Genomic DNA, 14,425 nt, shown 5'->3' on the forward strand with positions numbered 1-14,425 from the left:
TCGGGTATAGAATTAGTACATACATAGCAGGAGGAAGACCAACATGAACAATAACATACACAACATACAGGTATATTTCCAGTGCGCGGATTGCGATCAGGATATTCGGGCAATCTTTGCTCAAGAGCAGGTCAGTGCGGTTCGCTGTTCAGGATGTGGTAGAGCATACACATTGATGAAACCTACCATTGGTGACGAGATTTTGCTTGATTGGGAGCAGGAGGCCCTATATCATAAATTGCGCGCAGATCGCTCTGAACATGATAATCATAATATGTCTGCCCTGATTATTAAAGTAATTGAGCTGCTAACCTGGCGGGATAGTGGTGATGGTCAGACACGTGCGATAGAAATGGTTAGAGAGTGGCTGGCTTCCAGTGGAAAACCTCAGACCTTACTTGAATTGTTTCATCATCCCGAGCGAGACAATAAACGGTTTTGAACGGAGAAATGAGAACTGGGTCCCATGGTGTGTAAGTATGTGAAGCGATCTGTAATCGAAATTTACATACATTAGCTGTTCCTGTGGCATATTACCTGAAGGTGTTCGTGATAGGAAACGATAAACCGAATTTTTCAGGAACAGGAGCGGATAGCAATGAAGCGAATGGTTCTTTACATGCTGCTGGCTGTATTGACGTTCGGTATATTACCGGCACATACTGAAGCATCGCCAATAAATGGAGCTTATCATTTTGGCTTCAAAAAGAGCCAAAACGGCCAGTTGCCTTCCATTGATCAGGAAGGATTTAAGGAGATATTGCAGCATAACGATGCCATTTTCCTGGGGGATACAAAACAGAAAGAGCTGTATCTTACGTTTGATAACGGTTATGAGAATGGATTTACGCCAGCCATCTTGGATGTTCTGCGCGAAAAAAAAGTGCCAGCTGCTTTTTTTGTCACCGGACATTATCTGAAAGACCAGCCTGAATTGGTGAAGCGAATGTCGGCAGAAGGCCATATTGTGGGTAACCACTCCTGGAGCCATCCCGATATGACCCGAGTTTCCAATGAAAAAATAAGAACAGAGCTCGATCAGGTACGATCTGAGGTCAATCGATTGACTGGACAGCAAGCGACCTTCTTGCGGCCACCACGTGGCATTTTTAACAATCGGACGCTTGCAGAGAGCCATGCCCAAGGTTACGTTAATGTGTTTTGGTCCGTTGCCTATAAAGATTGGGATACCAAAGTGCAACGTGGTACAGAGTATGCACGTCAGCAAGTCCTGAAACAGCTTCATCCGGGAGCAGTCATTCTGCTTCACTCTGTGTCGAAGGATAACACGGAGGCGCTAGCTTCCATCATTGATGAGGCACGCAAACAAGGATATGCGTTCAAAAGTTTGAATGACCTGAAAACTAAAAGTTATTAATGTTACATGTTTACAATAGAAAAAGGGCATCCTGAGCTACGGTAGCTTGGGATGCCCTTTCTGGCTTGGTCTTTGATGGTTTAAGCAGACATGATTCTAATTATTAAGGAAACATGCTGTGTGATGAGAGGCTTTTTATAAAACCGTGTTGTAAATAATACCGATCGTTTTGGGACCACAATGACTACATATAACGCAACCAGCCGTAGTTAATTCCACTCGTGCTCCAGTCTGCTCCTGCAGAGACTTTTGCAAATCAAGCGCGTCTTCCTCGGCCATGGTATGCACGACGATAACGAGATCACGGTCGATCTGTTCCTTATGGTTAAGTGTGTTTTGCAGCATTTGTTCCAGCGCCTTTTCCCGTTTGCCACGCACCTTGTACGCAGGTGACATCTTGCCATCGGCTACCCGAATGACGGGGCGAATTTTCAGCAGACTGCCAATCAGGTTTTGCATGCCAGAGCAGCGTCCACCTTTGTACAGATACTCTAACGTATCGATGACAAACTCAGTTCGCACATTCGGTTTGATGGCTTCAACGAGATGTGTAATCTCCGTCAGGCTCTGCCCTTTTTCTACTGCATGAACTGCCTTCATGACCATCAGAGCAATTCCGGAAGAAAGATTCAGAGAATCTACGACAGAGATGCGACCTTCCGGAAACTCGGAACTGGCCAATCTTGCATTTTGGTAAGTTGACGAAAGTTCAGAGGACAAGCTGATATATAAGATATCATACCCTTGTTCTATGTAAGGTTGAAATGCCGTCATGAAATCCGCAGGTGAAGGTGCTGCCGTTTTGGGCAGACGCCCATCCCTGCTTACACGTTCATAGAGCTGCTCCGGCTTAATTTCAGCACCGTCCTTCAGTGATTCCTCACCGAACACGACATATAAAGGGATGATACCGATATCGTGCTGCTGGATCCATGCTGGGGCCAGATCACTTGTGCTGTCCGTGAAAATTTTGATTCGTGACATGTCAATCTCCTTTGGATACGAAAATTTGGCAATAGGATGGATCAAATAAATCAAGTTGAGATGGATTAGTGTTATTTCATTATCGTTTTTTGAGAAATGAGTGTGAAGCGGATATACGCTTCTACATCATATAGATACCTGCAATAATAAGCCCTGCAAACGCCAGGATCATGGCTCCACTGAGAATGGTTCCAATAATAGCAAAGACTTTTTTTCGATTTTTGAGAATAAGCCCAATCACGCCGAGAATGATTCCGGCCAGATTAAGAATCAGGCAAACTAGAACAGCCAGAGAAGCCAGAACAACTGCTGGATGTAATGCAATCTCCTCTACTTGGATCGGTGTGGTTACAACGCCAATTGAACTGTTTATAGCCATTGTGGCAATAAAAAAAGTCAGCATGTAACCAATGATCGAGACCAATCCAATCACAAAACTTGCAATACCAGGCCCAGAGTGTTTCAATCGACCCATGGATGGATCTTCAAGGGCGGAGGGGTAAGGTGTATACAGATTATCATGATTGGGATCTGAATAATCCGTAGCGGAACCGGATTGATAAGGATGATGGTTATTCTGGTTATTTTGATTATCCATAAATGGTTTATCCCTCCCTTAATCGTAGTCATGAGTGTAATTAACCTAATCCGGGTATTATGATTCTCATCAAGAGAATGAAGGCATTCCTTTTTACTTTTCCATAAAAATCGATAAAAATCAAGGTTTAACGCCAGTTTTCGTCGATTTTGAGGCAAAAGCGAAGCAAAGTATATATAACCAGACATATAAATGCCTTCGCATCGTAGCTGGCTGGTAAACACTGCAAGGATTCGCTAAAATGAATAGTTGAGAGATGAATTAAGGGAGAGAAGGCAAATGCAACGGAAATGGATGATGCTTGGTGCTGTACTGACAATGCTTTCTGTAGCTATTGGTGCGTTTGGTGCACATATGCTAAAGGAGAAAATTGGTGCAGACGCCATAGCCGTGTATGAAACCGGAGTGCAGTACCACATGATACATGCAATCGGACTGCTGATCATTGGTCTTACAGCGGGTCAACTTGGACCGTCCACCAAGCTCAAGTGGGCAGCACGCCTGCTGTTTATTGGAATTATCATATTCTCAGGCAGTCTGTACGTACTGAGTATTTCAGGTATTAAAATATTGGGAGCCATCACGCCAATCGGCGGGGTAGCCTTTATTGTCGGCTGGTTGTTATTAGCAATAGACGTATGGCAGCGGGGAAGAGATCGCTCGTAAAGGTTTACAATGGCTGTTCATAGTTATGGAGAACTTACGATGTACCAGTTCATTGTTACATGAATGAACACCTGAAAAAAGCAACTTGCCTGGGAAATGTTATGGAATTCCCCCGTAAGTTGCTTTTTGTTTGAATGCACATTGAGTTAAAGAAACTCATCAATTTCATTGGTTCGGAACGTATACACTTGTTTTTCATCCACATGGTAGACGCTTACAATGCTGGTATCCCGATCAAAATTCAATATTCGGCATGGAATGCTCTGATGCCTACCGTTTTTGTTGTTCACAACGATCCGAGTAAGACGGTTTTCTTTGATAAGGGTATCAATCCATACATCGAATGAATTTCCGTTGGTAGTGTTGGATGCTTCGGTTGAAGGAGCTTTCTGGGAAGCAGGTGTTTCGATTTCACTTTGTGGTTTGACTGGAACGGTTGAAGCCGTCGCTTGATTTAGTGAAGAGTTCTTCTGTCTTGCATTGGATTGTGATTTTTTTCTTTCTTTATGAAGAAAGGCGAATGAGTCCTTTTTGGACTGCAGTGTCACTTCAATAATTTTGCCAAGCTCTATGCCGGATTGAATCCGGAAGTCCGCAATTTGTTCCTCTTTGTTTATGAACTCCAACAGGGACTGCAGTGCCAATGCATTCGAGCGGCTCTTAATAAGAATATCGACATTGAATAAAAAGCCGATTTCTTCTTCGTTGGATAAGGTTTCTTTCATTCATCCCAGCCCCGTTAAAAGATATGTCAGCAAAAACATGCTTCAATACACTATATCATTAAAAAGGCAATAATCATAGTGCTGGAGACATAGAAAATGGGTCGCTATATTGACGACTTGTAGCAAAACATATGTATTTCAAGCTCTTTTCCGCAGGTGTCCACACGGCTATCTGGAATGAGGCATACAATTATCGTGACCTGTGGAAGAGGAGGTGTATCGGGAAATTATGGTGACGATGGAGCCGATTGTGGTTGGAGAGCATGTGTTGGTCGGGGTAGAGGTTAAACTGCCCAAAACGACATTACTGACGATTAATACATCCAAAGGATATATCATGTGCGGAGCACTCGATGTGGGATTACTTAATGAGAAGCTTGGGGATCGCAAAATTATTGCAGCTCGGGCGGTTGGCGTGCGCACATTGGAACAGTTGCTGCATGCACCTATGGAGTCGGTAACCACGGAAGCCGAGGCTATGGGCATTACGGTTGGCATGACGGGTGTAGAAGCATTGCTCAAGATGATCTAATCCCTGAATATTAGGCGATTAAAAAAGGGCTCCCCTACTGGGAAGCCCTCTCTTTAACTTACATATGCTCATCCTATATCAAACGATAAAACATGCTTGTATTAATTTAAGCTTCATCCTTGGCGAACAAGGCAGCTAAATTCTCTTTGAAAGGAGCGCGAACGACGCCTTTTTCCGTAATAATGGCTGTTACATATTCGTTAGGTGTGACGTCAAACGCCGGGTTGAATACTTTTACACCTTGCGGTGCCGTACGTTTGCCAAAACCTTCAGTTACTTCCTCCGCAGCACGTTCCTCAATCGGAATGAGATCTCCGGATGGCGTAGACAGGTCAATGGTGGACAGTGGGCTGGCTACATAGAAGGGAATGTTGTGCGCTTTGGCAAGGACCGCTACGCTGTAAGTTCCGATTTTGTTAGCTACATCCCCATTGGCAGCGACGCGGTCTGTACCAACGATAACTGCCTGAATCCAGCCTTTGGACATCACCATACCTGCCATGTTGTCGCAGATCAGAGTAACGTCAATGCCCGCTTGCTGGAGCTCGAAGGCCGTAAGGCGTGCACCCTGAAGGACAGGACGTGTTTCGTCCGCGAATACTTTCAGGTTGATGCCACGCTCGTGAGCGAGGTACATCGGTGCAGTCGCTGTTCCGTATTTCGCGGTTGCAAGTCCGCCTGCATTACAGTGTGTGAGCACACCCATACCGTCTGCGAACAAAGGAAGAGCATTTTCACCGATAAGACGGCAGACTTCTTCGTCTTCTTTTTGAATCAAAAGTGCTTCCGCTTCAAGGGAAGCATTGCTATCTTCGATGCTTGCACCGGATTCAGCAAGGTCACTGGCTTTTTGCATCATGCGATCCAGCGCCCAGAACAGGTTAACAGCGGTTGGACGGGAAGTGGCAAGATGAGCACAGATGGATTTTACATGATCCAGCCAGCCTTGTACGGCAAGTCCGTCATATGCCTTGGCACCGAGCACGACACCAAATGCAGCAGCAATCCCGATCGCCGGAGCACCGCGTACTTTCATCGAGTGGATGGATTCCCATACCTCTTCGGGCGTGTACAGTTTCAGCATCAGAATTGTTTCAGGCAGCAGACGCTGATCAAGCATTTCAAGCTTGTCCTGTTTCCATATAAGGGAGGACAGAGGCTGATGTTCAGGGTTTGTCATGGATGTTCCTCCGTTCCTTGAGTTAAGCTTTAATAAAAGTAACTGCAGTAGCTACTGTATCTAGAAGTTCACCAATGGTATTCAGATTGCGATTACGCTTGATGAGTGCTTTACCGATCGCCAGCGCTTTGCGCTGAGCACGTTCACGTTGTGTCGCATCTTCAATCGTATCGATATCTGCGACATGCGCAAGTCCGACAATACGGCGGACCATTTTCGCGCCAGCAAAGCCAGCAGAATCTCTGAATAATTGTTGTACATAAAGATCTTCGTATCCAGGCGCCTTAGCCATAGGATCTACCAGATCGGAAGTCCACAGAGCACGGAAGCGGGATTCAAATTCAGTCCATACGTCACGAACCATATTCAGCAAAATCGTTTCACGCTCATGAAGAGCCGTCTGATCCTGGAATCGACCTGGTAGAGAGGCGTAGTGGAGAAGCAGATTGGCAAGCACGGCTCCTACATCAAATCCCATTGGGCCGAAATAGGCAAATTCGGGATCAATGACTTTGGTGGATTCAGGTGTGACAAAAATACTGCCTGTGTGCAAATCACCATGAAGTAGAGCTTGACCATGGGTGAGAAATTTCTCGCGCAGCAAGGCTACTTCAAGATGAAGTTCTCCATCTGTACGAAGTGCTTCCGCTTCATCTTCAATGGCAGCCTCATAATTATTTTTCTCCGCAATGCGATACGGTTCATCAAAGATCAGATCTTCGGTTATTTTACATTGATCCGGATTGACGAATCTGCCCTGTTTTTCTTTCTTCAGTTGCTGGTTCATGCCAAGATCTGAAGTGAAAAACAGCGTTCTTGCCATGAACTCCCCAATATGTTGTGCAAAAAGAGGATATGTTCGGCCATCGATGAGGCCTTTACGCATAATCACATGATCGCTCAAATCTTCCATCACAGTTAAGGCGAGATCATCATCATAATGGTACACTTCGGGCACCATTCCCGGACATAGACGATACTCTTCCTGTAGGATTTCTCGTTCAATTCTGGCACGTACCAGAGACAATGGCCATGATTCTCCGACCACTTTCGCATAAGGAAGAGCTTGTTTGATAATGATACTTTTATCGGAGTTCTGATCCGTGATATGGAAGACCAAATTCAGATTGCCGTCACCGATCTCACGACATTCCAGATTCGCATCTGCCGCAAACGGACCCGGTAATGTTTTGGCCAGTTCGATTGCATCCTGGGGTGTAAAAGGGTGATATTGGGACAAGAATGCCACCTCCATATATATGAAGAAACAGGAAAACCCACTTCTTTGCTTGGTATATGTCAGTATATCGGAAATAACTGTGATTTTGTACCCTTTTTTTGAGACAGCCTATACCGGACTTGTTTCGAACTTCTGGTGTACGGGTAAAAACAAATAGGCCGGACGGTTGACAGAAATACCGCCGACAAGGCTCCCCACCACTGGGTGGTGCCGAAATGTTAAATCTCTGTCATTTACGGCAGGATAACCTGCTTATAGTGAATGTCAGACTAATTTTATAATAAAAGGATGGGATTAAGATGGCTACAAAAAACAAAACGGATCAAGCAAAATCGGTGGAACAAGTACTTAATCGTCAGGTGGCAAACCTGAACGTCCTGTATGTTAAAATCCATAACTATCACTGGTATGTAAAAGGACCTAACTTTTTCACACTGCACGTGAAATTCGAAGAATTTTACAATGAAGTAACTGTACAAATGGATGAAATCGCTGAACGTATTCTTACCCTCAAAGGCAGCCCTGCGGCTACGATGAAAGAATATCTGGAGATTTCCTCCATTCAGGAAGCAGCTGGTGGCGAAGATGCCAACACAATGGTACAGAACCTGATCGAGGATTTTGCTACCTTGTCGAACGAGTACCAGGAAGGTATTGAAGTGGCAGACGCTGCGGAAGACCAACCAACATCTGATATGCTGACAGGCTTCAAGGCTGATCTGGAGAAACATATGTGGATGCTGCGCTCTTTCTTGGGCTAATTCCATCCTCATTTACCGAGTTTGTTGGCTTATAAACCATACAGTTACTCTAACCTTTCTTTCACGTTGTCAGGATGACGCCGAGCGTCTATACTGCTGACAAGACTGACTTCGGGAGGAGAACTTTATGATAGGCACAACGATACCGGCATTAAAAGAATGGGCCTCCGCAATCAAAGCACTGGAAACGGGTCGCCAAGTTATGGTGATGCGCAAAGGCGGGATTGTGGAGGAAACCCGACGTTTTGAGTTGAAAAGTCCAGCGTTCTATCTGTATCCGACTTATGAACATCAGCGTAAAGAACTGATAAAGTCCTCTGATCATTTCTATGTTGAGGAATCACTGGCCGAATGGGTGCCTGAAGCTTCGACGATCCATCTCACAGCATATGCTGAAGTGACACAGGATTTGGAGATCAGAGATCAGGAGATGCTGGATCGACTTCTTGACTTTCATATGTGGACAGCGGATTTTGCCGAAGACCGCCTAAAGTGGAAACGCAAAGATCCACTCCACGTATTGATACTCCGAGTGTACCGTTTGAAGGAACCGATGGAGATTCCCGTGTTACCTGAATACAACGGATGCCGTTCATGGATTTCCATTCCGAATGGTCCGGTGCCGCGCGAAATGACGCCGGTGGTGGACGTTGCGGATTTTGACGAACAGGTACAGAAGATTAACGAGATGCTCAAAATGTAATGTTATTTATCGGAAGGACTTGTCCATGATTTGGATAGGTCCTTTTTCGGTTGAAAGGATCAGATTTGATAAAAGGTTGAATCCTTGTGATTTTTCTCACTGTCTATTTATGACGAAGAAGTTTTGTCATTTGATTCAATCTGGCTTTTATTATAGAATCAAATAGAATAATGTTTCCTGTAAGGGACAAGAGTTCTTAGGAAATGACTTGATAATCATTGAGAATCAGTTTAGAATTATTCTAAAGTGATTCTTGCTTTGGAGATTGGAGTACAGGAGAAATTCAGGGGAAGCCCTGTTCAGATATTAATAGGCGCTTTTTCGTTTTCGACAGTAAACATCAATTTAATCAATGGAGGGAAACAATACACATGGCTACGAATTTCGTCATTGAAGGTCTGAAAGCGACGATCGAAGGTAAGGAAATCCTGAAAGGCATCAACCTGGAAATGAAAGGTGGAGAAATCCACGCAATCATGGGTCCGAACGGAACAGGTAAATCAACACTGGCTTCTGCACTTATGGGGCACCCTAAATATGAAGTAACAGACGGTACGATTACACTTGATGGTGAAGATGTATTGGATATGGCTGTAGACGAGCGCGCTCGTGCAGGTCTATTCCTGGCTATGCAATACCCGAGTGAAATTGCTGGTGTAACGAATTCTGACTTCCTGCGTAGCGCAATTAACGCACGTCGTGGTGAAGGCAACGAGATCTCCCTGATCAAGTTCATTCGCCAAATGGAAGGTAAAATGAAAGAACTCGACATGAATCCTGAATTTGCTCACCGTTACCTGAATGAAGGTTTCTCCGGTGGTGAGAAAAAACGGAACGAGATTCTGCAAATGATGCTGCTTGATCCAAAAATCGTAGTACTCGATGAAATCGACTCCGGTCTGGATATCGATGCTCTGAAAATCGTGGCAAACGGTGTAAACGCAATGAAGAGCGAAGATCGCGGCTTCCTGATCATCACTCACTACCAACGCCTGTTGAACTATATTACTCCTGACTATGTACACGTAATGATGCAAGGTCGTATCGTGAAGTCTGGTGGACCTGAACTGGCTCACCGCCTAGAAGCTGAAGGATATGATTGGGTTAAAGAAGAGCTGGGAATCACGGACGAAACTGTAGGTCAAGCGTAAAGACAAAACGGAGGAGGATAATCAATGACTACACAAACAATTCTTCCGGTTGAATCTGAAGCGCTTCGCGCCTTGTCGGAAAGCAACAATGAACCCGGCTGGTTGACCGAGCAGCGTCTCGAAGCCCTTAAGCTAGCAAGTGGGCTTGCGCTTCCCAAACTGGAAAAACAAAAAATCGAACGCTGGAATGTCAGCGAGTACGGCACGTATAAAGCTAGTGAAGCGATTGCTTCCCTTGAGGAAGTACCAGCTTCCATTAAAGATCTGGTTAAGGACCAAGCGGAAGGCAGTCTGGTTATCCAGCGTAATTCCGGTACGGTATATTCCAAGTTATCTGCTGATCTTGCAGCAAAAGGAGTTATCTTCACAGATCTGGCTACAGCAGTTCGCGAACACAGTGATCTGGTAAAACCATATCTGAATACGGCTGTGAAAGCAGATGAGCATTCACTTGCTGCACTGCATGCAGCGCTTTGGAACGGTGGGGTATTCCTCTATGTTCCGAAAAATGTAGAAATTGAAGTTCCGCTGCAAGCGGTACTGCTCACAGATGATGCTTCTGCAACGTTTGCACCTCACGTGCTTGTAGTTGCTGAGTCCAACAGCTCCGTTACTTATGTGGATAACTATGTATCTGGCGAACTGTCTTCACCTGTATTCCATAACGGTGTTGTGGAAGTATTCGTGAAAGCTGGTGCCAAAGTCCGTTTCGCATCAGTTCACCAACTGAGCACAAGTGTTACTGACGTATCTTTCCGCCGTGCAGTGGTGGAGAACGACGGTTCGATCGAGTGGATCGTTGGTGAGATGAACAACGGTGATACTGCAAGCAACACGATGACGGTTCTTAAAGGGAACGGCTCAAGCTCCGATTCCAAAGTTATTGCAGTAGGTTCCGGTTCCCAGAAGCTGAACTACACAACTGAAGCTCGTCACTTCGGCAAAAACACGCCAAGTCAGATGATTACACGTGCAGTTATGCGTGAAGAGGCTTCTGCAATCATTAACGGAATCACGAAGATTGAGAAAGGCGCTACCAAAGCGGACGGACAGCAAACAGAGAAAGTACTGATGCTGAGCCCGAAAGCACGTGGAGACGCCAACCCAATCCTTCTCATTGATGAGGATGATGTAACAGCAGGTCACGCGGCTTCTGTAGGTCAAGTAAATGTGGAGCAAATTCATTACTTGATGTCACGCGGGATTAACCGTACGGATGCGGAACGCCTGATCATTTACGGGTTCCTGGCTCCGGTGGTGGCGGATATTCCTCTGGAAGCACTGCGTACCCAATTGCAGTCTCTCATCGAACGGAAACTGGGACAATGAACCCGGCTATCCGCGAGCAGTTCCCGATCCTCCACCAGGAAATCAACGGACACCCGCTCGTATACCTAGATAACGCAGCGACTTCCCAGAAGCCGCTGGCTGTAATCGAAGCGATTAAACATTATTATGAATATGAGAACTCCAATGTGCATCGTGGTGTTCATACGCTTGGAAGCCGTGCAACGGATGCTTATGAAGGCGCACGTGAGAAGGTTGCCAAGTTTATCAACGCACGGCGCACACAGGAGATCATTTTCACCCGTGGGACAACGACTGCTCTGAATTTGGTGGCTTCGTCCTACGGACGCGCAGTCTGCAAAGAAGGTGACGAAATTGTTATTACGCAGATGGAACACCATAGCAATCTGATTCCATGGCAGCAGGTAGCCAAGGAAACGGGAGCGACATTGAAATACATTCCGCTTCAGCCGGATGGTAACATTGATTTGGCTGATGTGGAGAAGACGATTACGAACAATACTAAAATTGTAGCAATCGCGTATGTATCCAATGTTATGGGTGTTGTTCATCCGGTAAAACAAATCGCTGAAATTGCACACCGCAAAGGTGCTGTCATCGTTGTGGATGGCGCACAGAGCACACCGCACATGAAGGTAGATGTGCAGGATCTGGACTGTGATTTCTACGCATTATCCGGCCATAAAATGTGCGGACCAACCGGGATCGGTGCACTTTACGGCAAAAAGGCGCTGCTGGAGTCCATGGAACCGGTTGAGTTCGGCGGTGAAATGATTGATGATGTGGGTCTCTATGAATCCAACTGGAAAGAGCTTCCTTGGAAGTTCGAAGGCGGAACCCCAATTATTGCAGGTGCGGTAGGGTTGGGAGCTGCCATTGATTTTCTGGAGCAGATTGGCATGGATGAGATTGCTCATCATGAAAGTGTGCTGGCAGCTTATGCAACGGAACGTATGGCCGAGATTGACGGACTGACCATTTATGGGCCAGCTAAGCGTCATGTCGGAGTGGTTACATTTAACCTCGGTGATGTACACCCGCATGATGTGGCAACTGTGCTGGATGCGAGTGGCGTAGCCATTCGTGCCGGACACCACTGTTGCCAACCGCTGATGCGTTGGCTTGAAGTCAGTTCAACAGCTCGTGCCAGTTTCTATCTATACAATAACGAACAAGATGTGGATCGGCTTGTCAGCGCCTTAATCCAGACAAAGGAGTATTTTGGCGATGCAACTTGATGATCTGTACCGGCGTGTCATAATGGACCACTACAAAAACCCGCGGAACCGCGGAACGTTCGATAATGAAGCTGTCACGGTGAATTTGAACAATCCAACGTGCGGCGACCGGATTTCACTGCAACTTTTGCTGAAAGACGGAATCGTTCAGGAAGCCAAGTATACGGGGGAAGGTTGTTCCATCAGCATGTCCTCGGCATCAATGATGACCGAGGCAGTCAAAGGCAAAACGATGGATCAGGCACTCGACATGGCTAACCGTTTTTCCTCACTGATGAAAGGGGAAGAAGTCCATTTCGACGATTATGAAGATCTCGAAGCCCTATCCGGTGTGAACAAGTTCCCTGCACGCATCAAATGTGCCACATTGGCCTGGAATGCACTACGCAAAGGAATTGACGAAGAGGACAATGTACAATAACGATAGGGAGGTAGAGCAAGATGGCTAAAAAAGCACCAGAAATGGAAGAGTATAAATATGGTTTTCGCGACGAGCACAAATCCATCTTTCAAACCGGTAAAGGTCTGACTGCAGAAGTCGTTACGGAGATTTCCAAAATCAAGAACGAACCGGAATGGATGTTGGAATTCCGTTTGAAATCCCTGAAACAATTCGAAAAAATGCCGATGCCTAAATGGGGCGGAGATCTTGACGGATTGGATTTCAACGAAATTCAGTATTATGTCCGTGCTTCTGACAAGCAAGGAAAAACATGGGAAGAGGTTCCTTCCGAAATCAAGGAAACTTTTGATAAACTGGGTATCCCTGAAGCGGAGCAAAAGTTCCTCGCAGGTGTATCGGCTCAGTATGAGTCCGAGGTTGTATACCACAACATGCAAAAAGAATTGGAAGATCAGGGCGTAATCTTCATGGATACGGATACTGCACTTAGAGAGCATCCGGAAATCCTGCGTGAATATTTCGCAACCGTTATTCCACCAGCTGATAACAAATTCGCTGCATTGAACAGTGCCGTTTGGTCCGGAGGAAGCTTCATCTACGTGCCTAAAGGCGTAAAATGTGAAGTGCCTCTGCAAGCCTATTTCCGGATTAACTCCGAAAATATGGGACAATTCGAGCGTACACTCATCATTGCAGACGAAGACAGCTTCGTTCACTATGTAGAGGGCTGTACAGCTCCAATCTACAGCACGAACTCACTGCACAGTGCGGTTGTTGAGATCATCTGTAAGAAAAATGCCCGTGTTCGTTATACAACGATTCAAAACTGGGCACCAAACATCTACAACCTGGTTACGAAACGTGCGGTTGCTGAAGAAAATGCAACAATGGAATGGGTCGATGGCAACATTGGTTCCAAACTGACGATGAAATATCCAGCAGTTGTACTGAAAGGCCGCGGAGCTAAAGGTTCGGTTCTGTCCATCGCTGTAGCTGGTAAAAATCAGCATCAGGATGCAGGCGCGAAAATGATTCACTTGGCTCCAGATACAACATCAACGATTGTATCCAAGTCGATCAGTAAACATGGTGGTAAAGTAACCTACCGTGGTCTGGCTTCCTTTGGTCGCCAAGCGGAAGGCGCAAAATCCAATATCAAATGTGATACGCTCATTCTGGATAATGAGTCCACATCCGATACGATTCCTTACAATGAAATCATGAATGATAACATCATGCTGGAGCATGAAGCTACGGTATCCAAGGTGTCTGAGGATCAACTCTTCTACCTGATGAGCCGTGGTTTGACCGATGCAGAAGCAACACAGATGATCATCATGGGCTTTATTGAACCGTTCACGAAGGAACTGCCGATGGAATATGCGGTAGAGATGAACAGATTGATCAAGTTTGAAATGGAAGGGTCGATTGGTTAATCCAACTGCCCTGGTCCGTTTCGAAACGTCGATTCTGATTGTGGCAAAGTTGTGCTGAATCAGTTTCACGTGAACTAAATAGCATATCAAGAAAGATCGAGGGAGTTTATCCCTCGATCTTT

Annotated in this window: 16 protein-coding genes; 11 read left to right on the forward strand and 5 right to left on the reverse strand. The window is 45.7% G+C overall.

Annotated elements, in window-relative coordinates; all coding sequences use genetic code 11:
* Window positions 1-43: 43 nt before the first annotated feature.
* On the forward strand, window positions 44-442 hold the full coding sequence (locus ACDJ58_RS08000; protein ID WP_024629079.1) for a hypothetical protein: 399 nt from the start codon (window positions 44-46) through the stop codon (window positions 440-442).
* 156 nt (window positions 443-598) lie between these two features.
* On the forward strand, window positions 599-1,378 hold the full coding sequence (pdaA, locus tag ACDJ58_RS08005) for a delta-lactam-biosynthetic de-N-acetylase (protein WP_413376951.1): 780 nt from the start codon (window positions 599-601) through the stop codon (window positions 1,376-1,378).
* Window positions 1,379-1,513: 135 nt separating this feature from the next.
* Here pdaA and ACDJ58_RS08010 read toward each other — a convergent pair whose 3' ends face one another.
* Together ACDJ58_RS08010 and ACDJ58_RS08015 are read right to left on the reverse strand one after the other, a co-directional pair.
* Window positions 1,514-2,362, reverse strand: a complete 849-nt coding sequence (locus ACDJ58_RS08010; protein WP_413376953.1) for a DegV family protein — start codon at window positions 2,360-2,362, stop codon at window positions 1,514-1,516.
* A gap of 121 nt (window positions 2,363-2,483) precedes the next feature.
* Window positions 2,484-2,960, reverse strand: coding sequence for a hypothetical protein (locus ACDJ58_RS08015; protein ID WP_413376955.1), 477 nt, complete (start codon window positions 2,958-2,960; stop codon window positions 2,484-2,486).
* A 279-nt stretch (window positions 2,961-3,239) separates the two neighbouring features.
* Here ACDJ58_RS08015 and ACDJ58_RS08020 point away from each other — a divergent pair, with 279 nt between their 5' ends.
* A complete protein-coding gene (locus ACDJ58_RS08020; RefSeq protein ID WP_053780513.1) occupies window positions 3,240-3,626 on the forward strand; it encodes a DUF423 domain-containing protein in 387 nt (128 codons plus the stop codon).
* 146 nt (window positions 3,627-3,772) lie between these two features.
* Here the strand turns inward: ACDJ58_RS08020 and ACDJ58_RS08025 are convergent, their stop codons facing one another.
* Window positions 3,773-4,351: a hypothetical protein gene (locus ACDJ58_RS08025; protein ID WP_413376957.1), complete on the reverse strand. Its 579-nt coding sequence runs from the start codon at window positions 4,349-4,351 to the stop codon at window positions 3,773-3,775.
* 229 nt (window positions 4,352-4,580) lie between these two features.
* Between ACDJ58_RS08025 and ACDJ58_RS08030 the strand changes: the two genes are divergently transcribed.
* The gene (locus ACDJ58_RS08030; RefSeq protein WP_017689545.1) at window positions 4,581-4,883 is read left to right on the forward strand and encodes a YunC family protein; all 303 of its coding nucleotides are present in this window, start codon (window positions 4,581-4,583) and stop codon (window positions 4,881-4,883) included.
* A 106-nt stretch (window positions 4,884-4,989) separates the two neighbouring features.
* Here ACDJ58_RS08030 and mtnA read toward each other — a convergent pair whose 3' ends face one another.
* Entirely contained in the window at window positions 4,990-6,063 is a 1,074-nt protein-coding gene (mtnA, locus tag ACDJ58_RS08035) for an S-methyl-5-thioribose-1-phosphate isomerase (protein ID WP_413376959.1), read from the reverse strand.
* Between the two features lie 22 nt (window positions 6,064-6,085).
* Window positions 6,086-7,303 carry an S-methyl-5-thioribose kinase gene (gene mtnK / locus ACDJ58_RS08040; protein ID WP_413376961.1) on the reverse strand — a complete coding sequence of 406 codons (1,218 nt, stop codon included), beginning with the start codon at window positions 7,301-7,303 and terminating at the stop codon, window positions 6,086-6,088.
* A gap of 299 nt (window positions 7,304-7,602) precedes the next feature.
* On the opposite strand from mtnK, the gene ACDJ58_RS08045 reads away from it, so the two are divergent.
* From ACDJ58_RS08045 to sufB, 7 genes are all read left to right on the forward strand, one after another.
* Complete coding sequence (locus ACDJ58_RS08045) at window positions 7,603-8,064, forward strand: Dps family protein (RefSeq protein WP_063564284.1); 462 nt, start codon at window positions 7,603-7,605, stop codon at window positions 8,062-8,064.
* Between the two features lie 127 nt (window positions 8,065-8,191).
* The gene (locus tag ACDJ58_RS08050; RefSeq protein WP_413376963.1) at window positions 8,192-8,767 is read left to right on the forward strand and encodes a DUF1802 family protein; all 576 of its coding nucleotides are present in this window, start codon (window positions 8,192-8,194) and stop codon (window positions 8,765-8,767) included.
* 371 nt (window positions 8,768-9,138) lie between these two features.
* The gene (gene sufC / locus ACDJ58_RS08055; RefSeq protein WP_062320002.1) at window positions 9,139-9,918 is read left to right on the forward strand and encodes a Fe-S cluster assembly ATPase SufC; all 780 of its coding nucleotides are present in this window, start codon (window positions 9,139-9,141) and stop codon (window positions 9,916-9,918) included.
* 24 nt (window positions 9,919-9,942) lie between these two features.
* Window positions 9,943-11,247, forward strand: coding sequence for a Fe-S cluster assembly protein SufD (sufD, locus tag ACDJ58_RS08060; protein WP_413376966.1), 1,305 nt, complete (start codon window positions 9,943-9,945; stop codon window positions 11,245-11,247).
* The gene (locus tag ACDJ58_RS08065) at window positions 11,244-12,464 is read left to right on the forward strand and encodes a cysteine desulfurase (RefSeq protein ID WP_090895337.1); all 1,221 of its coding nucleotides are present in this window, start codon (window positions 11,244-11,246) and stop codon (window positions 12,462-12,464) included. Before sufD ends, ACDJ58_RS08065 begins: the two co-directional genes overlap by 4 nt.
* Window positions 12,454-12,885: a Fe-S cluster assembly sulfur transfer protein SufU gene (gene sufU / locus ACDJ58_RS08070; RefSeq protein WP_413376968.1), complete on the forward strand. Its 432-nt coding sequence runs from the start codon at window positions 12,454-12,456 to the stop codon at window positions 12,883-12,885. Before ACDJ58_RS08065 ends, sufU begins: the two co-directional genes overlap by 11 nt.
* A gap of 20 nt (window positions 12,886-12,905) precedes the next feature.
* Window positions 12,906-14,303: a Fe-S cluster assembly protein SufB gene (gene sufB / locus ACDJ58_RS08075; protein WP_024629097.1), complete on the forward strand. Its 1,398-nt coding sequence runs from the start codon at window positions 12,906-12,908 to the stop codon at window positions 14,301-14,303.
* Window positions 14,304-14,425 lie beyond the last annotated feature (122 nt).

The sequence above is a fragment of the Paenibacillus taichungensis genome (assembly GCF_047302525.1).
In the GTDB taxonomy this organism is placed as follows: domain Bacteria; phylum Bacillota; class Bacilli; order Paenibacillales; family Paenibacillaceae; genus Paenibacillus; species Paenibacillus taichungensis_B.

Bases quoted from the DNA above. Each gene is read 5' to 3' on its own strand.
- ACDJ58_RS08000 (WP_024629079.1), top strand. From the start codon at position 44: ATGAACAATAACATACACAACATACAGGTATATTTCCAGTGCGCGGAT.
- pdaA (WP_413376951.1), top strand. From the start codon at position 599: ATGAAGCGAATGGTTCTTTACATGCTGCTGGCTGTATTGACGTTCGGT.
- ACDJ58_RS08010 (WP_413376953.1), bottom strand. From the start codon at position 2,362: ATGTCACGAATCAAAATTTTCACGGACAGCACAAGTGATCTGGCCCCA.
- ACDJ58_RS08015 (WP_413376955.1), bottom strand. From the start codon at position 2,960: ATGGATAATCAAAATAACCAGAATAACCATCATCCTTATCAATCCGGT.
- ACDJ58_RS08020 (WP_053780513.1), top strand. From the start codon at position 3,240: ATGCAACGGAAATGGATGATGCTTGGTGCTGTACTGACAATGCTTTCT.
- ACDJ58_RS08025 (WP_413376957.1), bottom strand. From the start codon at position 4,351: ATGAAAGAAACCTTATCCAACGAAGAAGAAATCGGCTTTTTATTCAAT.
- ACDJ58_RS08030 (WP_017689545.1), top strand. From the start codon at position 4,581: ATGGTGACGATGGAGCCGATTGTGGTTGGAGAGCATGTGTTGGTCGGG.
- mtnA (WP_413376959.1), bottom strand. From the start codon at position 6,063: ATGACAAACCCTGAACATCAGCCTCTGTCCTCCCTTATATGGAAACAG.
- ACDJ58_RS08045 (WP_063564284.1), top strand. From the start codon at position 7,603: ATGGCTACAAAAAACAAAACGGATCAAGCAAAATCGGTGGAACAAGTA.
- ACDJ58_RS08050 (WP_413376963.1), top strand. From the start codon at position 8,192: ATGATAGGCACAACGATACCGGCATTAAAAGAATGGGCCTCCGCAATC.
- sufC (WP_062320002.1), top strand. From the start codon at position 9,139: ATGGCTACGAATTTCGTCATTGAAGGTCTGAAAGCGACGATCGAAGGT.
- sufD (WP_413376966.1), top strand. From the start codon at position 9,943: ATGACTACACAAACAATTCTTCCGGTTGAATCTGAAGCGCTTCGCGCC.
- ACDJ58_RS08065 (WP_090895337.1), top strand. From the start codon at position 11,244: ATGAACCCGGCTATCCGCGAGCAGTTCCCGATCCTCCACCAGGAAATC.
- sufU (WP_413376968.1), top strand. From the start codon at position 12,454: ATGCAACTTGATGATCTGTACCGGCGTGTCATAATGGACCACTACAAA.
- sufB (WP_024629097.1), top strand. From the start codon at position 12,906: ATGGCTAAAAAAGCACCAGAAATGGAAGAGTATAAATATGGTTTTCGC.